At 43.4% G+C, this 17,628-nt stretch carries 13 protein-coding genes and 1 pseudogene; 1 reads left to right on the top strand and 13 read right to left on the bottom strand.

Going from position 1 to position 17,628, the window contains the following annotated elements; all coding sequences use genetic code 11:
* Window positions 1–6: 6 nt before the first annotated feature.
* The 6 genes from B9Z54_RS24230 to B9Z54_RS24205 form a co-directional block, all read right to left on the bottom strand.
* Window positions 7–1,005 carry a thiamine pyrophosphate-dependent dehydrogenase E1 component subunit alpha gene (locus B9Z54_RS24230; protein ID WP_113930901.1) on the bottom strand — a complete coding sequence of 333 codons (999 nt, stop codon included), beginning with the start codon at window positions 1,003–1,005 and terminating at the stop codon, window positions 7–9.
* A gap of 104 nt (window positions 1,006–1,109) precedes the next feature.
* Window positions 1,110–2,531 carry a dihydrolipoyl dehydrogenase gene (lpdA, locus tag B9Z54_RS24225; RefSeq protein WP_113930900.1) on the bottom strand — a complete coding sequence of 474 codons (1,422 nt, stop codon included), beginning with the start codon at window positions 2,529–2,531 and terminating at the stop codon, window positions 1,110–1,112.
* Window positions 2,532–2,552: 21 nt separating this feature from the next.
* Complete coding sequence (gene buk, locus B9Z54_RS24220; protein ID WP_113930950.1) at window positions 2,553–3,659, bottom strand: butyrate kinase; 1,107 nt, start codon at window positions 3,657–3,659, stop codon at window positions 2,553–2,555.
* Window positions 3,660–3,833: 174 nt separating this feature from the next.
* Window positions 3,834–4,928: a branched-chain amino acid dehydrogenase gene (bcd, locus tag B9Z54_RS24215; RefSeq protein WP_113930899.1), complete on the bottom strand. Its 1,095-nt coding sequence runs from the start codon at window positions 4,926–4,928 to the stop codon at window positions 3,834–3,836.
* A gap of 38 nt (window positions 4,929–4,966) precedes the next feature.
* Window positions 4,967–5,872 carry a phosphate butyryltransferase gene (gene yqiS / locus B9Z54_RS24210; protein WP_113930898.1) on the bottom strand — a complete coding sequence of 302 codons (906 nt, stop codon included), beginning with the start codon at window positions 5,870–5,872 and terminating at the stop codon, window positions 4,967–4,969.
* 122 nt (window positions 5,873–5,994) lie between these two features.
* A complete protein-coding gene (locus B9Z54_RS24205) occupies window positions 5,995–8,115 on the bottom strand; it encodes a sigma-54 interaction domain-containing protein (RefSeq protein WP_481747826.1) in 2,121 nt (706 codons plus the stop codon).
* A gap of 91 nt (window positions 8,116–8,206) precedes the next feature.
* On the opposite strand from B9Z54_RS24205, the gene B9Z54_RS24200 reads away from it, so the two are divergent.
* Window positions 8,207–8,449 carry a DUF2627 domain-containing protein gene (locus B9Z54_RS24200; protein WP_113930896.1) on the top strand — a complete coding sequence of 81 codons (243 nt, stop codon included), beginning with the start codon at window positions 8,207–8,209 and terminating at the stop codon, window positions 8,447–8,449.
* Window positions 8,450–8,584: 135 nt separating this feature from the next.
* On the opposite strand, the gene B9Z54_RS24195 is transcribed toward B9Z54_RS24200, so the two are convergent.
* The 7 genes and pseudogenes from B9Z54_RS24195 to dxs all read right to left on the bottom strand — a co-directional run.
* Window positions 8,585–9,316, bottom strand: a complete 732-nt coding sequence (locus B9Z54_RS24195) for a glycerophosphodiester phosphodiesterase (protein ID WP_113930895.1) — start codon at window positions 9,314–9,316, stop codon at window positions 8,585–8,587.
* Window positions 9,317–9,489: 173 nt separating this feature from the next.
* The gene (gene spo0A / locus B9Z54_RS24190) at window positions 9,490–10,269 is read right to left on the bottom strand and encodes a sporulation transcription factor Spo0A (RefSeq protein ID WP_113930894.1); all 780 of its coding nucleotides are present in this window, start codon (window positions 10,267–10,269) and stop codon (window positions 9,490–9,492) included.
* A 330-nt stretch (window positions 10,270–10,599) separates the two neighbouring features.
* On the bottom strand, window positions 10,600–11,886 hold the full coding sequence (gene spoIVB / locus B9Z54_RS24185) for a SpoIVB peptidase (protein ID WP_113930893.1): 1,287 nt from the start codon (window positions 11,884–11,886) through the stop codon (window positions 10,600–10,602).
* Window positions 11,887–12,144: 258 nt separating this feature from the next.
* Complete coding sequence (gene recN, locus B9Z54_RS24180) at window positions 12,145–13,848, bottom strand: DNA repair protein RecN (RefSeq protein ID WP_113930892.1); 1,704 nt, start codon at window positions 13,846–13,848, stop codon at window positions 12,145–12,147.
* A 16-nt stretch (window positions 13,849–13,864) separates the two neighbouring features.
* Window positions 13,865–14,314, bottom strand: a complete 450-nt coding sequence (ahrC, locus tag B9Z54_RS24175) for a transcriptional regulator AhrC/ArgR (RefSeq protein WP_113930949.1) — start codon at window positions 14,312–14,314, stop codon at window positions 13,865–13,867.
* A 588-nt stretch (window positions 14,315–14,902) separates the two neighbouring features.
* The gene (locus B9Z54_RS26000; RefSeq protein ID WP_240190080.1) at window positions 14,903–15,760 is read right to left on the bottom strand and encodes a TlyA family RNA methyltransferase; all 858 of its coding nucleotides are present in this window, start codon (window positions 15,758–15,760) and stop codon (window positions 14,903–14,905) included.
* Window positions 15,734–17,623 (bottom strand): annotated as a pseudogene (gene dxs, locus B9Z54_RS24170) (1-deoxy-D-xylulose-5-phosphate synthase); the annotation flags it as partial. The gene B9Z54_RS26000 and the pseudogene dxs, both read right to left, overlap by 27 nt.
* Window positions 17,624–17,628 lie beyond the last annotated feature (5 nt).

Below are 17,628 nucleotides of genomic sequence, written 5' to 3'. Positions count from 1 at the left end.
TCCCCCTTACTTCTCTTCTGCGTACACATGTTTCAGTGCGCTCTCAGGCTCTGGATATGGTGCATTTTCTGCATAATCCGTTGCTTCATTGACAATTTTCATAACACGGTCATTGATTTCTTTTTCAAGTTCGTCGTTCATAACGCCTGTTTCTTTCAAGTAAGCACCAAAAGTGATGATTGGATCTTTTGTTTTCGCCTGCGCCACTTCATCTGGAGAACGGTAGCTGCGATCATCATCATCCGAGGAGTGAGGAGTCAGACGATAAGAGATTGTTTCAACTAAAGTAGGGCCTTCGCCTCTGCGTCCGCGGTCTGCTGCTTCCTTCACCGCTTTGTATACTTCTAGAGGGTCGTTTCCATCTACTGTCACACCCGGCATGCCGTAACCAATTGCACGGTCGGAAACATTTTCACAAGCCAATTGCTTTTCGATAGGAACAGAAATCGCATATTTATTATTTTCACACATGAAGATAACAGGAAGCTTATGTACTCCCGCAAAGTTAGCGCCTTCATGGAAATCACCCTGGTTGGATGAACCTTCACCGAAAGTAACGAATGTGACAAGGTCCTTTTTCTCCATCTTCCCTGCAAGGGCGATCCCTACAGCATGCGGTACTTGTGTTGTAACCGGTGAAGATCCTGTTACGATATTGTTTTTCTTCTGCCCAAAGTGACCAGGCATCTGGCGTCCGCCGGAGTTCGGGTCTTCCGCTTTCGCAAATCCTGAAAGCATTAGTTCTGTTGCCGTCATACCGAATGTGAGTACAACCCCCATATCACGGTAGTAAGGCAGAGCGTAATCTTTTTCTGGGTCCAATGCAAAAGCGGCACCTATTTGCGCAGCTTCCTGGCCTTGGCAGGAAATAACGAATGGAATTTTACCCGAACGGTTCAATAACCACATCCGCTCATCAATACGACGTGCCATCAACATAGTTTCATACATTTCTAATACTTTCTCATTGGATAAACCAAGAGCATCATGACGATTTTCAGCCATTTATTTTACCTCCCAAACATTTATAGGGGGAGAACCTGCTGGCTCTCCGACTCCTCTTATGTGCTCACATCCCTTAATGGGTGTGGGAAAAACTATCAAAAAACTTATGAGTGAATCGCCTTGCCGTCTACTGCCAATGCAGCTTCCCCAATTGCTTCGCTCAGCGACGGATGCGGGTGGATAGTATGCGCTACTTCCCAAGGTGTCGCATCCAGGACTTTTGCAAGCCCTGCTTCTGAAATCATATCTGTGACATGAGGGCCGATCATATGAACGCCGAGGATATCATTATTGTCTTTATCAGCAATGATCTTCACAAAGCCATCAGACTCACCGTAAACCAGTGCTTTCCCAATGGCACGGAAAGAAAACTTCCCGATTTTAAGGTTATGGCCTGCTTCTTTAGCTTGATTTTCAGTCAATCCAACGCTCGCGATTTCGGGATTGCTGTAAATGCACTTTGAAACAAGGTTGTAATCAATCGGCTCTGGATTTTCATTCGCCATATGCTCAACAGCTGAAATCCCTTCATGTGATGCGACATGAGCCAGTTGAAGGCCGCCGATTACATCACCAATCGCGTATATATGAGACTCTTTTGTCTGCATATGCTTGTTCACCTTAATGAAGCCTTTTTCGACTATAATATCAGTGTTTTCAAGCCCAATTCCTTCTGTGTTAGCCTGACGCCCTACAGAAACCAGCAGCTGATCTGCAGAGAATTCTTTTTGCTCTCCTTTGATTTCAGCTTTGATCTTCACTCCGCCGTCTTTTTCAATAGTTTCAGGCAGTACCTTTGCATCTGTTACAATCTTGACGCCTTTTTTCTTCATCAGGCGCTTCATTTCTTTGGAGATTTCGTGATCCTCTGTCGGTACGATTCTATCAGCATATTCGATGACAGTTATGTCCACGCCAAAGTCAGAAAGCATGGAAGCCCATTCAATTCCGATCACTCCGCCGCCGACGATTATCATGGACTCTGGAAGGTTCTCGAGTTCAAGCGCTTCATCAGAAGAAAGAACAAATTCTCCATCGATATCAAGCCCTGGCAGCGTCCTTGGGCGGGAGCCCGTAGCAACGATGACATTCTTAGGGATCAGCATTGGGTTCTCTTCTCCGTTATTCATTTCAACAGAGACTGTTCCAGGCATAGGAGAGAAAATGGATGGCCCGAGAATTCTTCCCATGCCTTCAAATACGTCAATCTTTCCTTGCTTCATTAAGTGCTGAACACCTTTATGAAGACCCTCAACGATTTTTTCTTTTCTCTCTTGGACGCGTGTAAAGTCCAGCTTCACATCATTGATCATGACTCCAAAGCTTTCAGCGTCTTTGGCAGTTGCATACACTTCGGCACTGCGAAGAAGCGCTTTACTGGGGATACAGCCTTTATGCAGGCATGTCCCGCCAAGTTTTCCTTTTTCGACGATTGCTGTTTTCAGTCCTAATTGAGAAGCACGGATAGCCGCAACATAACCGCCGGTCCCGCCTCCCAGGATGACCAAATCATACTCTTCAGCCAATGGTATTCCTCCTCCTGTATATTAAACTGTCGCTTTTGTTTTCACATTTCCCGGATAGTCTTTTTCCTGCTCTTCACCCTTCAATACGCGAAGCGCTCCTTCGGCAAGTGCCTGAAGCTCATTTTCGCCGGCATGAACGATGACATCTGCTATCCAGTTGACTCTTTCACTGATTTGTTTAACAAACTCTTTTCCGTAAGCCAAGCCTCCGGTGAGGACTATCGCATCCACTTTCCCTTGCAGCACAGCACTGGCGGACCCGATTTCCTTGGCAATCTGATAAGACATCGCATCGTACACGAGCTTAGCTTTCTCATCGCCTTTTTCCACCATTTTTTCTACTTTGACAGCGTCATTGGTTCCAAGGTATCCAACCAAACCGCCTTGTCCAACAAGCTTCTTCATAATTTCATCACGGTAATAGTTACCTGAGAAGCACAGATCGACCAAATCACCAGCCGGAACTGTACCGGCGCGCTCAGGGCTGAAAGGACCATCTCCGTGAAGGCCGTTATTTACATCAATAACCTTGCCGTTCTTATGGACTCCTACAGTAATACCTCCGCCCATATGAGTGATGATCAGGTTAAGATCCTCATATTTCTTGTCCAGGTCTTTGGCAACCCTTCTGGCAACCGCTTTTTGGTTAAGGGCATGAAAAATACTTTTTCTCTCGATAAGGGAAACACCTGATATTCTTGCAATCGGCGCAAGCTCGTCCACTACCACCGGGTCGACGATGTAAGAAGGGATGTTGAGTCCTTCTGCAATTTCATAGGCAAGGATGCCGCCGAGGTTGGAGGCATGCTGGCCAGAATATCCTTCACGCAAGTCTTTCAGCATTTCTTCATTGACCGAGTATGTTCCACCTTCGATCGGTTTCAAAAGACCCCCGCGTCCGCAAACTGCACTGAGCTTAGAAATGTTGATCCCTTCTTCATCAAGGGTTTCAAGTATCGTTTCTTTTCTAAACTGATATTGATCGATGATGCTTTCAAATTCATTGATCTTTTCAGCATCATGCCTCAATGTCTTTTCAAAAATTGAGATTTCGTTATCAAATACACCAATCTTCGTAGATGTAGAACCAGGATTGATGACCAGAATTCGATGTTCTTTCGCTTCCAATGTTGTTACCTCCAATGTAGAAAAGCATTTGCCTTTCTTTAGTGGCCCCTTTTTCTCTTTCTGTTCCTGCACCCCTTGTTCATCTTTAAAGGAAATTACAGCCGGCTGGGAATGCTCACTTACCAACCGGGAAACGCTTCGCTTCCAAGAAGCCAAGCGTTTTCTTCCTGCAGCTTAGCGGTAGCTTAAGATATGCTTTCCGTTTTGCAGGAATTGGCTGCGTGACTTGCGGTTTCTTTCGATTCTCTCTTCAGCCATGCGGTCAGCTGCAAGGTATGTCGGAATGCCGTCACGTTTTGCGATTTCGATTACACGTTCTACGTTATTGTAAATGCCTTCTACCTTTTTCATCGCACGGTCACGGTTATAACCATAAAGCTCATCTGCAACATTGATTACCCCGCCGGCATTGATTACATAGTCAGGGGCATAAACGATACCCATTTCGTGAATGGTGTCACCATGTGCTGTATCTTTAAGCTGATTGTTGGCAGCACCAGCGATTACTTTTGCTTTTATTTGAGGGATTGTTTCATCATTAATTACGGCACCCAAAGCACATGGCGCATATATATCACAATCCACGCTGTAGATTTCATTGATGTCTACTGCTTTGGCACCGAACTCATCTACAGCACGCTGAACAGCTTCTTTGTTAATGTCTGTCACGATCAATTTAGCGCCTTCTTCATGCAAGTGGCGGCAAAGTGTGAATGCCACGTTTCCTACACCTTGGACGGCTATTGTTTTGCCTTCTAAAGAATCAGTTCCAAAAGCTTCTTTGGCAGCGGCTTTCATTCCGCGGTAAACACCATAAGCTGTTACTGGAGAAGGGTTCCCGGAAGAACCGAAAGCAGGGGAAATTCCAGTTACATAATCAGTTTCTTCATGAATAAGATCCATATCAGCCACTGTAGTTCCCACATCTTCCGCTGTTATGTAGCGGCCGTTCAAACCTTGAATGAAACGTCCGAACGCACGGAACATCTCTTCGTTTTTATCTTTGCGGGGATCTCCGATGATAACAGTCTTTCCTCCACCAAGGTTAAGTCCTGCCGCTGCATTCTTGTATGTCATACCTTTTGCCAGGCGAAGAGCATCTTCAATAGCTGCTTCCTCAGAATCATAGGTCCACATGCGAGTACCGCCAAGAGCTGGTCCGAGTGTAGTATCGTGAATACCGATAATCGCTTTCAATCCGGAATTTTCATCCTGGCAGAATAATAGTTGCTCGTAATCGTATTTCTCCATATAAGTGAAAATTTTCATTTTTGTTTCCTCCCTGAGTATGTTTTATATTTTAAGTTTTATCTAGAGGCAGAACAGATCGCCAGTGCCAATGAATACAATTTACTTTCCGCACTGTCTGCCCTTGAGGTAAGGACAATCGGTGCCTTTGCTCCCGCAATGACTGCTCCAACCTTTGCCCCAGCAAAATAAATAAGTGATTTATATAGTGCATTACCTGTCTCTATATTCGGGACCAGTAATATATCAGCCTTGCCGGCAGCCTCGCTGTGAATTCCTTTATGCTCGGCCGCTTCAAGTGAAACAGCATTGTCGAGTGCAAGCGGTCCATCTACTACACAGCCCTTGATCTGCCCTCTCCTGTTCATTTGAGTAAGAACGGCAGCATCCACTGTTGCCTGCATGGATGGATTCACCACTTCAACAGCTGCAAGCGGAGCAACTTTCGGGTTCTCGATGCCGATTCCTTTGGCAACGCCAACCGAATTATTGATGATTTGAACCTTCTGCTCAAGATCCGGCGCAATATTCATTCCGGCATCAGTCAAAACAATCAGTCTGTCATAGCCCGGAATTTCGAAAACGGCCACATGTGATAGTGCACTGCCGGTTCTTAGTCCGAATTCCTTATTTAAAACCGCCTTCAAAATCACCGCAGTGGCGATATTTCCTTTCATCAATGCGGTTGCCTCGTTGTTCCTCACAGCTTTTACAGCGGATTCAGCAGCTTCTTTTATGCTGTCAGCGTGAAGAATAGATACAGCCGGACTGTCCAAAAGCTCAGGTGAAACAGCTTTCAAAATTTCGTTTATCTTCCCACTGTCTCCAAACAGCAAAAACTTGGCCATTCCGCGGTCCACTGCCATGGAAACAGCTTCCAGGACTTCCTTGTCTTCTGCTGCCGCTACTGCAACTGTAGCGTCTTTCAAATGGGTTGCCTGTTCTATTAAATGGTCTAAATTCATAAGTTGTTTCAACCCCTTTCCTAAATCTCACCTTCACACTCTTATATACATGCAAGAATCGTGCCAACTAACAACTATTGAAAACGCTTCATTTTTAATAATTATAATGCGCAATCTTTTTCTTAGTCTGCAAGATCTTGCGTGCTATCTGATTCAATTTTATGTTTTTCCAGCTTATAATACAAATTTCTCACTGATATATTAAGTGATTTGGCGGCAGCCGTTTTATTGCCTTTATTATGCTCTAAAACTTCTTTAATAATATTCTTTTCGTACTGAATCAGCATGGAAGCCAGGTCACCGCCCTCCGGACCTGCAGGAAGATTCAACGCATCCTTGCGTTCCGGAGCTGTCTCTAAAAACGGCAGATGATTCGGTTCAATGATCGTTTCATTATATTTCATGAATATTATTGCCCGGCCGAGGATGTTTTCCAACTCCCTAACATTTCCGGGCCAATGATAATCCATCAGCCTGTCCATCGCGGAAGGATTAATCCCTTCAACATTCCGTCCATAATCCTGGTTGATCTTATGGATGAGCACCTCGCTTAGAGACGGGATGTCTATTTTTCTCGTCCGCAAAGGAGGTATCTGAATCGGCATCCTGTTCAGCCTATAGTAAAGATCCTCCCGGAAGCTTCCGCTGGAGATAGCTTTTTCAAGATTCACATTGGTCGCGGCAATGACCCTTACATTTATGCTGATCGACTTCGTGCCGCCCACTCTTACAATTTCACTTTCCTGCAGGACCCTTAGGAGCTTAGCTTGCGTATCCGCTTTCAATTCACCTATTTCGTCAAGGAAGATGCTGCCGTTATTCGCTTCTTCAAATAATCCTTTCTTCCCGCCGCGCTTGGCACCCGAGAAGGCTCCCTCTTCATATCCGAAAAGTTCGCTTTCTAGCAGGTTCTCGGATATCGCAGCGCAATTCACTCGTATAAATTTATTATATTTTCTGTCACTGGCGTTATGGATGGCATGGGCAAACAGCTCTTTCCCTGTCCCGGATTCCCCTCTAAGTAAAACAGTTGCCGGTGTCTTGGCACCTAGTTTCGCTTGTTCGACTGCGAGGTTCATCTCTTCTGAAACACCAACAATATCATCAAAGGAATATTTGGCTTCCAAGGTCCTGATAATCCGTCTAGCCCTATCCAATTCGTTGGTCAATGATTGAATCTCAGATACGTCATGAATGACGCCGACACTGCCTTTAAGTTTCCCATCCACAATGATGGGTGCCACATTGACGATGACCTCTTTTTTGTTTGGCCCTACCCTCATCTTGCTTCCTCTGATTGCCCTCCTAGTTTGAAGCACCTTCAAATGAATACTTTCACCCTCGGATATGTCGGCAGTTGCAGGCTTTCCAATGATTTCTTCCTCAGCGAGGCCTGTTATCCTCGTATAGGCAGGGTTAATCATTATTCCTTTTCCCTCTTCATCCACAACCGATATAGCATCATCACTTGATTGAATGATCGCTTGAAGCATCGTCTGGATTTCTTTAAGATCGGTAATTTCCTCTGCCAAATTAACGACTTCCGTTATATCTTTGAATACAGAAAAAGCACCTACGACCTCATTATCCTCTGTGATCATCGGGATTCGGTTTGTAATGATTTTCAGCCCATTTTCCAAAACCAGTTCTTTATTGACTTCATTTCTACGGGACTCAAGCACCCTGGGCAGTTCACTTTTAGGTATCACTTCATAGATGTGTTTCCCCAAAGCATCTGCAGCAGCTGTCCCGATCATTTTTTCAGCACTTCTATTGAACAAAATAATCGTTCCGCTGGTATCGATCCCTACCATGCCATCACCCGTCGAATTCAGGATGAGATCGCGTTTGAAATTGCCAAACTTCATTTCGTCAATAAGGTGTTCCTTTTCTTTAAGAAGCTTTGCCGTCAAATAGGCTACACTTCCAGGAATGACGACAGCATTTTTCCCCCTGGCCTCTCTCAGGGCCTCGAATACCGCCTGGTCTCCCGTGACTTCTATAATGATATCTATTTCTTCATCGAGAAATTCTGTCCAGTCATTTCCGAAAGGTATTCCGTTTTCTTTTGCATAACGGATACCCGGACTGTCCTCATTCAGGTCGCAAACAGCAGCGACTTCGAGCATCGAGGTTTCCCTCAAAATTCTAAGAATCGCTATTCCGCCTTTTCCACCGCCAACTACTAAAACCTTTTGCAAGTTCTTTCCACCTCTTGGTATTGAGACTGCAATATCTTTCATACTCTCTCATTTTAGCGCAACTTCCTTTGGTTGACAAATTTCTTCTGTGATATAATATCTCCAGAAACAAAGATTAGAGGAGAATAAAGCTATGCAAAGATTGATCGCATTAATCATCATGCTTATACCCGGAGCACTTGCAGCACTGGGAATAAAACTGATGAGAGATATGCTGTTTGGAATACTTCAGCCGCCTTTTCCGGCATTATGGCTGCAATTCGTTCTGGGACTCCTGTTTTTCTTAGGCGGCCTGGGTTTCATTGCCGGTTTCATCCTTCATAGAGATCGAAAAAGAAATAAAGTTCAGGACCGTTTCAGGAACAGGGATTCCTAATACAAAAAATCTATCCGTTTAATGGATAGATTTTTTGATTTCATTGATATTAATTGTTAGTTCTCTCAGCGCTAAATTTCTTTTTCTGTACTATTGATAATTCCCCTCTACCTATTGCTTGATTCAAAGTAATCCTTACACTCCCATGGACTTCTTCAGGTTGACAGCTTTCTCGGGATAATCCGTAATTATGGCTGAACACTGAATCGTAAACAGCCGTTTCATAAGAGTCTCACTATTTATGGTATAAGGCCTCACTTTAATTCCAGCCTTCATGGAGTCAATGATTAGTGCATCAGGCGCCACCTTTACGTTGGGATGGATCGCTTTGGCATTTATTGATTGAGCATATACCCAGGGCATAAACAAACCGTTAGAGTATAGCGGGGCAATCTCTACATCCGGGTTAAGTCTGTAGCAATGCACAATCGAATAGTGATTAAACGATGAAATGATGGTCCTTTTTTGAAAACCATATTCCTCAATGAGCGATACCACCTTTTCTTCCAGCTGAGGATATGGAATGATCCCATTCTTCAATTCGATATTGCAAATCATTTCATTTGTCTCCATCCAGTCAAAAACATCCCTTAAAGTCGGAATACGGACCTTCTGCAAAAACTTTTTGAACTTGTAGCTTGCATCCAATTTCTTAATTTCCTTAAGTGTTAAATCTTTTATAAATCCTTTTCCATTCGTCGTCCTGTCCACTGTTTCATCATGGATCACCACAACTTCTCCATCTTTTGAAAGCTGAACATCCAGCTCCATTCCATCTGCACCTGCACGCTCTCCTTCCACAAAAGCTTCCATTGTGTTTTCAGGGCGAGTCCCTGCAGATCCCCGGTGGGCAAAAATTAAGGTCATATAGAGCAACTCCATTTCATGATGAACTAAAATTCATAATCGAAATCGTTTTCCGTTTATACCTCTATCCTGTCACACGAAAAATAAAACCTGATAAATCAAAAGATTTACCAGGTTTTGATTATGATTAACTTTAAAAGATAGTATTATTGCTTATATTAATCCTCACTCTTTCAAGAAGCTTTATGCTCCAAACGAAGCTTATCGGCAACCATTGCGATGAATTCGCTGTTGGTAGGTTTCGCTTTGCTCATGCTTACCGTGTACCCGAATAAATTCGAAATGGAATCAATATTACCGCGGCTCCACGCAACTTCGATGGCATGGCGTATGGCACGTTCCACACGGCTGGCAGTCGTGTTGAATTTCTTGGCTATGTCAGGATACAGAACTTTCGTGATTGAACCCAGCAGTTCAATATCTTTATACACCATGGAGATGGCTTCTCTTAAATAAAGATATCCTTTAATATGGGCAGGAACACCAATTTCATGGATAATGCTTGTTATGTTGGCATCAAGATTCCTAGGCTTTGATTCTGCAGCAGATCGTGTCATAGATGATTTTCTGAAGACCGGACTTGATTTTCCACTTACCTGACGGATGTGACTGACCAGATTTTCCATGTCAAAGGGTTTTAGAATAAAATAGGAAGCCCCTAAGTCCACAGCTTTCTTTGTTACATCTTCCTGTCCGAAAGCCGTCAGCATGATTACATTTGGAATGACATTGCGTTCCCTGATGCGCTCAAGTACAGCCAAGCCATCAAGATGAGGCATGATGATATCTAACACAATAACATCCGGCTGCACTTCATCCAGCATTTCTAAGCATTCTTGTCCATTATGAGCGACCCCAACGACCTCCATGTCATTTTGGGATGAAATATACTCCTCCAGTAACGATACTAACTCACGATTATCATCTACCACACACACTTTAATTGAATTCACTACAGTTTTCCTCCTCAATCCGATATGATCCATATCCAATCTCTATTTTCCATTCTAAAGTAAATTTTCGACAAAGCAATAAGAAATCCTCTAAATTTTAGAAAAAATCTCAAGAATAATATATTTTCTCTTATTTCCTCAATTTTTCTCTCATTTTCGACCTGATTCGATATGAGGGTTATTGGTTTGTCGAAAAATCTTTATGTGTTTATCTTAACAGAATTTTGAGGATTGAAAAACCAAAAGTAACAGGTCTCTTCAGCTTAGATTTTAATTACAGTTAGGTTCAACGGGTATCAACATCAAAAAACAGACGGTTTCACCCGCCTGTCAGCTTGCTTTTTCTCTTTCCTCTTCGTAGATATTAATGCCGGCTTCATTCAGCATCCATTCGATATGGACTCCGTAGCCTGAGGTTGGATCATTTACAAAAACATGTGTCACTGCGCCGATTAGCTTACCATCCTGGATAATCGGGCTGCCGCTCATTCCCTGTACAATTCCCCCTGTTTTGTCTAAAAGGGCTGGGTCTGTCACCTTGATGACCATTCCTTTTGTTGCAGGGAATTTTTGAGGGATGGTACTGACGATTTCAATATCGTATAGTTCTACTTCTTCTCCATCTACCACTGTTAAAATCTGAGCCGGTCCTTCTTTGATTTGATGTGACAATGCAATCGGCAAAGCTTTATCAACCATCCCATTTTGGATGTCTCTGTTCAGCTTTCCAAAAATACCAAATGGGCTGTTGCGTGTAATATCTCCAATTACTTCCTTATCTCCGGTGAACCTGGCCAGCTTTTCCCCCGGCTTGCCATTAGCTCCCTTCTCAATCGAAGTGACAGTACTGTGGACGATCTCTCCATCTTCGACCACGATCGGCTTTTTGGTATCCATATCAGAAATAACATGGCCAAGGGCACCATATTTCTTCGATTGAGGATCGTAAAAGGTCATCGTCCCGATTCCTGCCGCAGCATCACGGATGTATAATCCAAGTTTATAGGACTTTTCATTACTGTCTTTTATTGGTTTTAATTCTGTTTGTATCGTTTCTTTATCCCTTCTTACAACTACATCCAGAGCATCTTTGCTTTCGCCGGCCTCTTGAACAAAAGGTGCCACATCTGAAAGCTCTTCAATTTTTGTTCCATTTATTTCTGTGATCATGTCTCCGACTTGTATTCCCGCCTTCTCACCAGGGGATACTTTGCCTTCTTCAGTTTGTACCAAATGGTGACCTACAACCAGCACACCCACTGTATTCAACTTCACTCCGATGGACTGCCCTCCTGGAATGACTTTGAAATCCTTGATTACTTCTACATCAACCTTCTTTATCGGAACACCCGCAAGCTCAAGGAGAACTTCTTCTTTTCCTGCAGCATTGCCCTGAATCGTTAAAGCTTCCGTCGTATCCTTCATTGCCAGTTTAGAATTGGAAGCAGACATTGCCGATACAGGTGCTGCCTTTGGAAGAGTAACTTCTTCACCCTGCATCATGACTATTTCATTTGGTATTTGTATATATTGTTGAACAGGTTTCAAAAATCCTATGAAGCAAAGTGAAACAAGGAGAATTCCACCAATCAATTTCCTTAGTAATTCTGAATTCATTTTTTCACTCTCCTCGCTTCTAATCCACACACACTTTCTTCTTGGCTACAGTTTTAATTTTGCCTTGAAAGAGAACATTTATAACAGCCGTTCAGTAAAAAAAGCTACCCATTTTGGATAGCAGTGGGAATGCTGTAAAAGATGAATAAATCTTTGTGCAACAGACATAATAGGATTAAATTGACACAGCTGACGAAAGATTATACAAGAAAAACAAAAAAAACTCCATAACCTTTAAGGTTCTGAAGCTCTTCCTATTTATTTGCTTTTAATTGATTCAGCAAGACCAAGCAATTCTTTAGCATGCTCCCTTGTCAAATCTGTAATTTCAACACCTGATATCATCCGGCCTATTTCACGTATTTTTTCTTCAACATTCAAGGACGTGACAGAAGTACTTGTCCGTCCTCCTGTTGATTTTTTTGCAATATAAAGATGGGAATCAGCCATTGCAGCTACTTGCGGCAGATGGGATATGCACATAACCTGTGAATTTACCGATACTTGATAAATCTTCTCAGCAATCGCCTGTGCAACACGCCCGCTTACACCGGTATCCACCTCGTCAAAGATAATGGAAGTAATGCCCTGATGCTTAGAAAAAATCGTTTTTAACGCAAGCATGACCCTGGACAGCTCCCCTCCTGAAGCCACTTTCGAAAGGGGCTTCAACGGTTCTCCAGGGTTGGTGGAGATATAGAACTCTATCTGATCCGCTCCATCTTTTCTATATTTGAATTGTGCCGACTTGGAAGGCTCTTGAATAAAACGCACTTCGAATGTTGTTTTATCCATATAAAGTTCCTTCAATTGTTCATGAATTTTTCCTGTGAGCCTTTTTGCGGCTTTTTTACGTATAGATGAAAGCTGCTCTGCTTCTAAGTATAAATCCTGTTCCAAAGACTTCAATTTACTTTCCAAATCGTGGATGAGCGTATCCTTGTTTGTAACTGTTTCAATTTCCTCCTCGATTGCAGAACTGTATTCCAAAATTTCTTCAATCGACGAACCATACTTTCTTTTCAGAGTATTAATTTCGTTTAAGCGGCTTTCAATGACATTCAGCCTGTCCGGCTCAAATTCCAGTTCATCCAAATCTGAACGCACTGTGCCAGCAGCTTCTTCCAGCAGGTAATAACTGTTGGTAACAGCTTCCATAAGACTGTCATATTTAGAGTCGATTTCCGCTGCGCCTTCAATATGGCTCATGGCAAGGCCCGTCCAATCCAAAGCACGCCCTTCCCCCTGTATGCTGTTATAGCAATTCTGAAGGGACTGGAAGAGCTTTTCAAAATTCATCAGCTTATTTTTCTCTTCCATGAGTGACTCATCCTCTCCCGGCACTAGAGAGGCTTTTTCAATTTCAGTGAGCTGGAATTGAATCAAATCAAGTCTATGGGCCATTTCTTGCTCATTCTCGTTGTATTTCTTAAGACGGCCTTGAACGGCTTCAAACTCTTTGTATACTTCTCTATAGTTATGAAGGGATGTTTTCAGCTGAGCCGAAGCAAACTGATCCAGCAATGTAAGATGAAGCGTTTCATTCATGAGCTCCTGATGTTCATGCTGGCCATGGATATCTATAAGGGTTGACCCAAGTTCCCTTAGTATTGCAATCGTAACCAGTTTTCCATTTATCCTGCAGACGCTTTTCCCCTGGGCGGAAATATCTCTTCTGAGGATGATCATTCCTTCTTCTACTTCAATCCCGAATTCTGCCGCTTTTTTATAGCAGGGATGTTTTTCATCTTCCAGAGTAAATAACCCCTCAATTTCAGCCTTTTTTTCACCATGTCTGACAAACTCGGATGAGCCCCTGCCGCCGACAAGCAAGTGGACGGCATCGATGATGATGGATTTACCGGCACCCGTTTCACCTGTAAGTACCGTCAGCCCCTCCTCGATGGATACTGTCAGTTCGTCAATGATAGCGAAGTTTTTGATCGAAAGTTCCTGTAACAATACTGATTCACCTCATTTAAAGCATATCAAGAAATTGCTGCGATATTTTCTCCGTATCTTTTTCTGTTTTGCAGATGATTAAACATGTATCATCACCGCAAATGGTTCCAAGTATCTCTTCCCAATCGAGATTGTCGATAAGGGCACCTATCGCATTAGCATTTCCTGGCAGCGTTTTCATTACGAGCATATGTCCAGCGGAATCAATTTTTACGAACGCATCCGTCAATGTCCTTTTCAATTTTTGCAGGGGATTGAACCTCTGGTCAGCCGGAAGACTGTATTTATAACGGCCGTCCATCAGCGGAACCTTAACCAGGTGCAGTTCTTTAATGTCCCGTGAAACAGTAGCTTGTGTCACATTGAAATTGGCATTCTTCAATCGGTCGACAAGTTCATCCTGTGTCTCTATATCATGATTGGAAATGAGTTCCCGGATCTTTATCAACCTTTGCCCTTTGTTCATCATTATTACCCACACCTTTTACTCAATTAACTGCTGTATATTTATACTTCACTATTCATGTTAGCTTATTTGAATTATTAACTCAATAAAAAACAATGCTGTATGTGCCACCAAAAGTGGAAGCGCCTTGAACAGCCCCGACAGGCAAATGTTTTCAAGAGAAAAAAAGGCGGGCTTTGAAACTCTTTTGACAACATCCTTCATAGTTTTTATACCCGTATATTCCTGAAGGTTTATTGGTTTAGTGTTCTAGAGACACCTATTACGGCTGATTGCGTTCTTGTGGGCTCAAGAGACGTTTTAGAGACCACCACGGCTGGCTCGGGCGGGCTTGTCCTGGTCACAAGGGCCGTTCAAGAAGGTGTTTTTGCTCTCAGTGACCTATATTATTATGTAAAAAAGTTACAGAAACGTGTTTTAATCCTAATACTCCACATTTGAGGCTTGGTTAACCAATGAACAGCTTAGAATATGCCTTTACTAACAGAAAAAAGAATAAACGTTGAGTTTATTCTTTTCCCCTTAATATATCTTTGTGTATAGCTTCTTAAATCTCGCTACCCGTATCTTCCCTCAATATAAAAACGACTATTCCTTCGATTTAAACTCACCATGCGCATCATCCACGATTGATTGGATGGTGTATGAAAGCTTATTTTCACCAGTCTCTTTTTGGTTCCATGATAAATGGATGAGGAACTCAATATTTCCTTCTCCGCCGGTAATCGGGGAAAAGGATAGGTCCCGGACATCATAGCCTTCTTGAATGGCTAGCTGTACAATCTTTTCTATAACAGCATGGTGGACTTTAGGGTCTTTGACGATTCCCTTCTTTCCAACCTGGTCTTTGCCCGCTTCAAATTGCGGCTTGATCAATGCCATAACATCACTGCCTGGAATAAGGAGTGCTTTCAATACCGGCAAGATCAGTGATAAAGAAATGAAGGAGACATCGATTGTGGCAAAGTCAGGCATTCCGGCGGAAAGGTCTTCCGGTTTAACATAACGGAAGTTGGTCCTTTCCATGACGACCACCCGCTCGTCCTGTCTCAATTTCCAGGCAAGTTGATTATAGCCTACATCAAGGGCGTAGGACATTTTCGCTCCGTTTTGGAGGGCGCAATCTGTAAATCCTCCTGTGGATGAACCGATATCGATCATCGTTTTCCCGTCCACATTTAAATCAAAGCGGTTCAATGCCTTCTCCAGCTTCAGTCCGCCTCTGCTCACATAAGGAAGCACTTTTCCCTTTATTGTAAGTGGAATATCTTCATTCACTTTTTCTCCAGGCTTATCAAGTCTGGATTCCTTGCTGTAAACCAAGCCGGCCATAACGGCTCTTTTCGCTTTTTCTCTTGTTTCAGCCAATCCCCGTTCAACGAGGAGTACGTCTAATCGTTGTTTTTTACTTTCATGTTTAAGCCCTTTTTTGTTTTTTGGTGTCATTGATAGGATGCGGTCCACTACATTTTCTGTTGTCATGCCAATTTCTTTCAAAAGATCGTTAACGCTGCCATGCTCAATAAATTTATCTGGTATTCCTATACGCTCAATGACAGCCTCTTTGAATCCCTGGTCATGGGCAAACTCCAATACTGCACTTCCAAATCCGCCTTGCAGGACCGCTTCTTCGATCGTCAAAATCGACATATCGTCCCTCATGATTCCGGAAAGCATCGCTTCGTCCAAAGGTTTGATGAACCGCGCATTCACAACCTTAACGGAAATTCCTTGCTTCTCAAGCTGCTCTGCTGCTTCAAGAGCCATAGGAATCGTTGTCCCGAAGGTCAATATTGCAGTATCATCGCCTTCTCTTAACACTTCCCACTGTCCGATAGGTATCGTTTTTAATTCCTTGTCCATTTGCACGCCAAGTCCATTGCCTCGAGGGAATCTCAACGCGATTGGACCGCCATCATATTGAATAGCCGTATTGACAAGGTGCTGGCCTTCATTTTCATCTTTAGGCATCATAAGTACCATGTTTGGAAGGTGGCGCATAAAGGCAATATCGAAGACACCTTGGTGGGTTTCACCGTCAGCCCCTACCAGACCTGCCCGGTCAATACCGATGAAGACGTTCAGGTTTTGGCGGCATATGTCATGAAGAACCTGGTCATAGGCTCTTTGGAGAAAGGTGGAATATATAGCAAGGAATGGCTTCATTCCTTGAGTCGCCAGACCTGCGGAAACGGTAGCAGCATGCTGTTCGGCTATTCCAACGTCAAACATACGGTCAGGGAATTCGCTTGCGAATCCCTCCAGTTTTGAGCCGACCGGCATCGCTGGAGTGATGGCAACGATCCGTTCATCTTCCCTGGCCAATCTCCGTACAGTTTCACTTACCAAGCCGCTCCAGGAAGGAGGAGCGTTTACCGGCTTGATTAAATCACCAGAATCCATTTTATATGGGCCTGTCCCATGCCAAGTACCTTTTTTATCTGCTTCGGCTGGGTGAAAGCCCTTCCCTTTTTTGGTGATGACATGCAAGATGACAGGGCCTTCCGTCTTTTTGGCATACTGGATGTTCTCCATTAAATCATTATAATCATGCCCGTCGATCGGTCCAAGATAAGTGAAGCCCATTTCTTCAAAGAACATGCCCGATACAAACAAATACTTCAGGCTGTCTTTAACCCTCTCCGCTGTTACCGCCAGCTTGCCTCCGACTGCAGGAATTTTTTTCAGGATATATTCCAGTTCATCTTTGACCCATTGGTATTTCCCGGCAGTCCGCAGCCGTCCAAGCACATTATGCAGCGCACCGACATTGGGAGCAATCGACATCTCATTATCATTCAGGACGACTATCATATCTTTCTGCTCATGGCCAATATGGTTCAATGCCTCCAATGCCATACCGCCAGTCAAGGCTCCATCACCGATAACCGGCACAATGAAAGAATCCTCTTTCTTCACGTCCCTGGCAATCGCCATCCCCATTGCAGCTGATAAGGAGGTTGAACTGTGTCCTGTTTCCCACACATCATGCTCGCTTTCCACCATTTTCGGAAAGCCGCATAAACCCTTATATTGCCGTAAAGTGCCAAATTGTCCCGCACGGCCGGTCAGAATCTTATGGACATAAGATTGATGGCCGACATCCCAAAGGATTTTGTCCTTGGGGCTGTCAAAACATTTATGAAGAGCAACTGTAAGTTCCACCACACCTAAATTAGGGCCGATATGCCCGCCGGTCTTGGATAAAGTTTCTATTAGAAATTTCCTGATATCCTTGCTCAAAAGTTCAAGTTCTTGCTGAGATAATGATTTAAGAAAGGAAGGGTCTTTAATTGATAACAGATCCATCCAGT

The sequence above is a fragment of the Bacillus sp. P14.5 genome (assembly GCF_003316765.1).
In the GTDB taxonomy this organism is placed as follows: domain Bacteria; phylum Bacillota; class Bacilli; order Bacillales; family Bacillaceae_B; genus Rossellomorea.
This window is presented reverse-complemented; position numbering and strand designations above follow the sequence as displayed.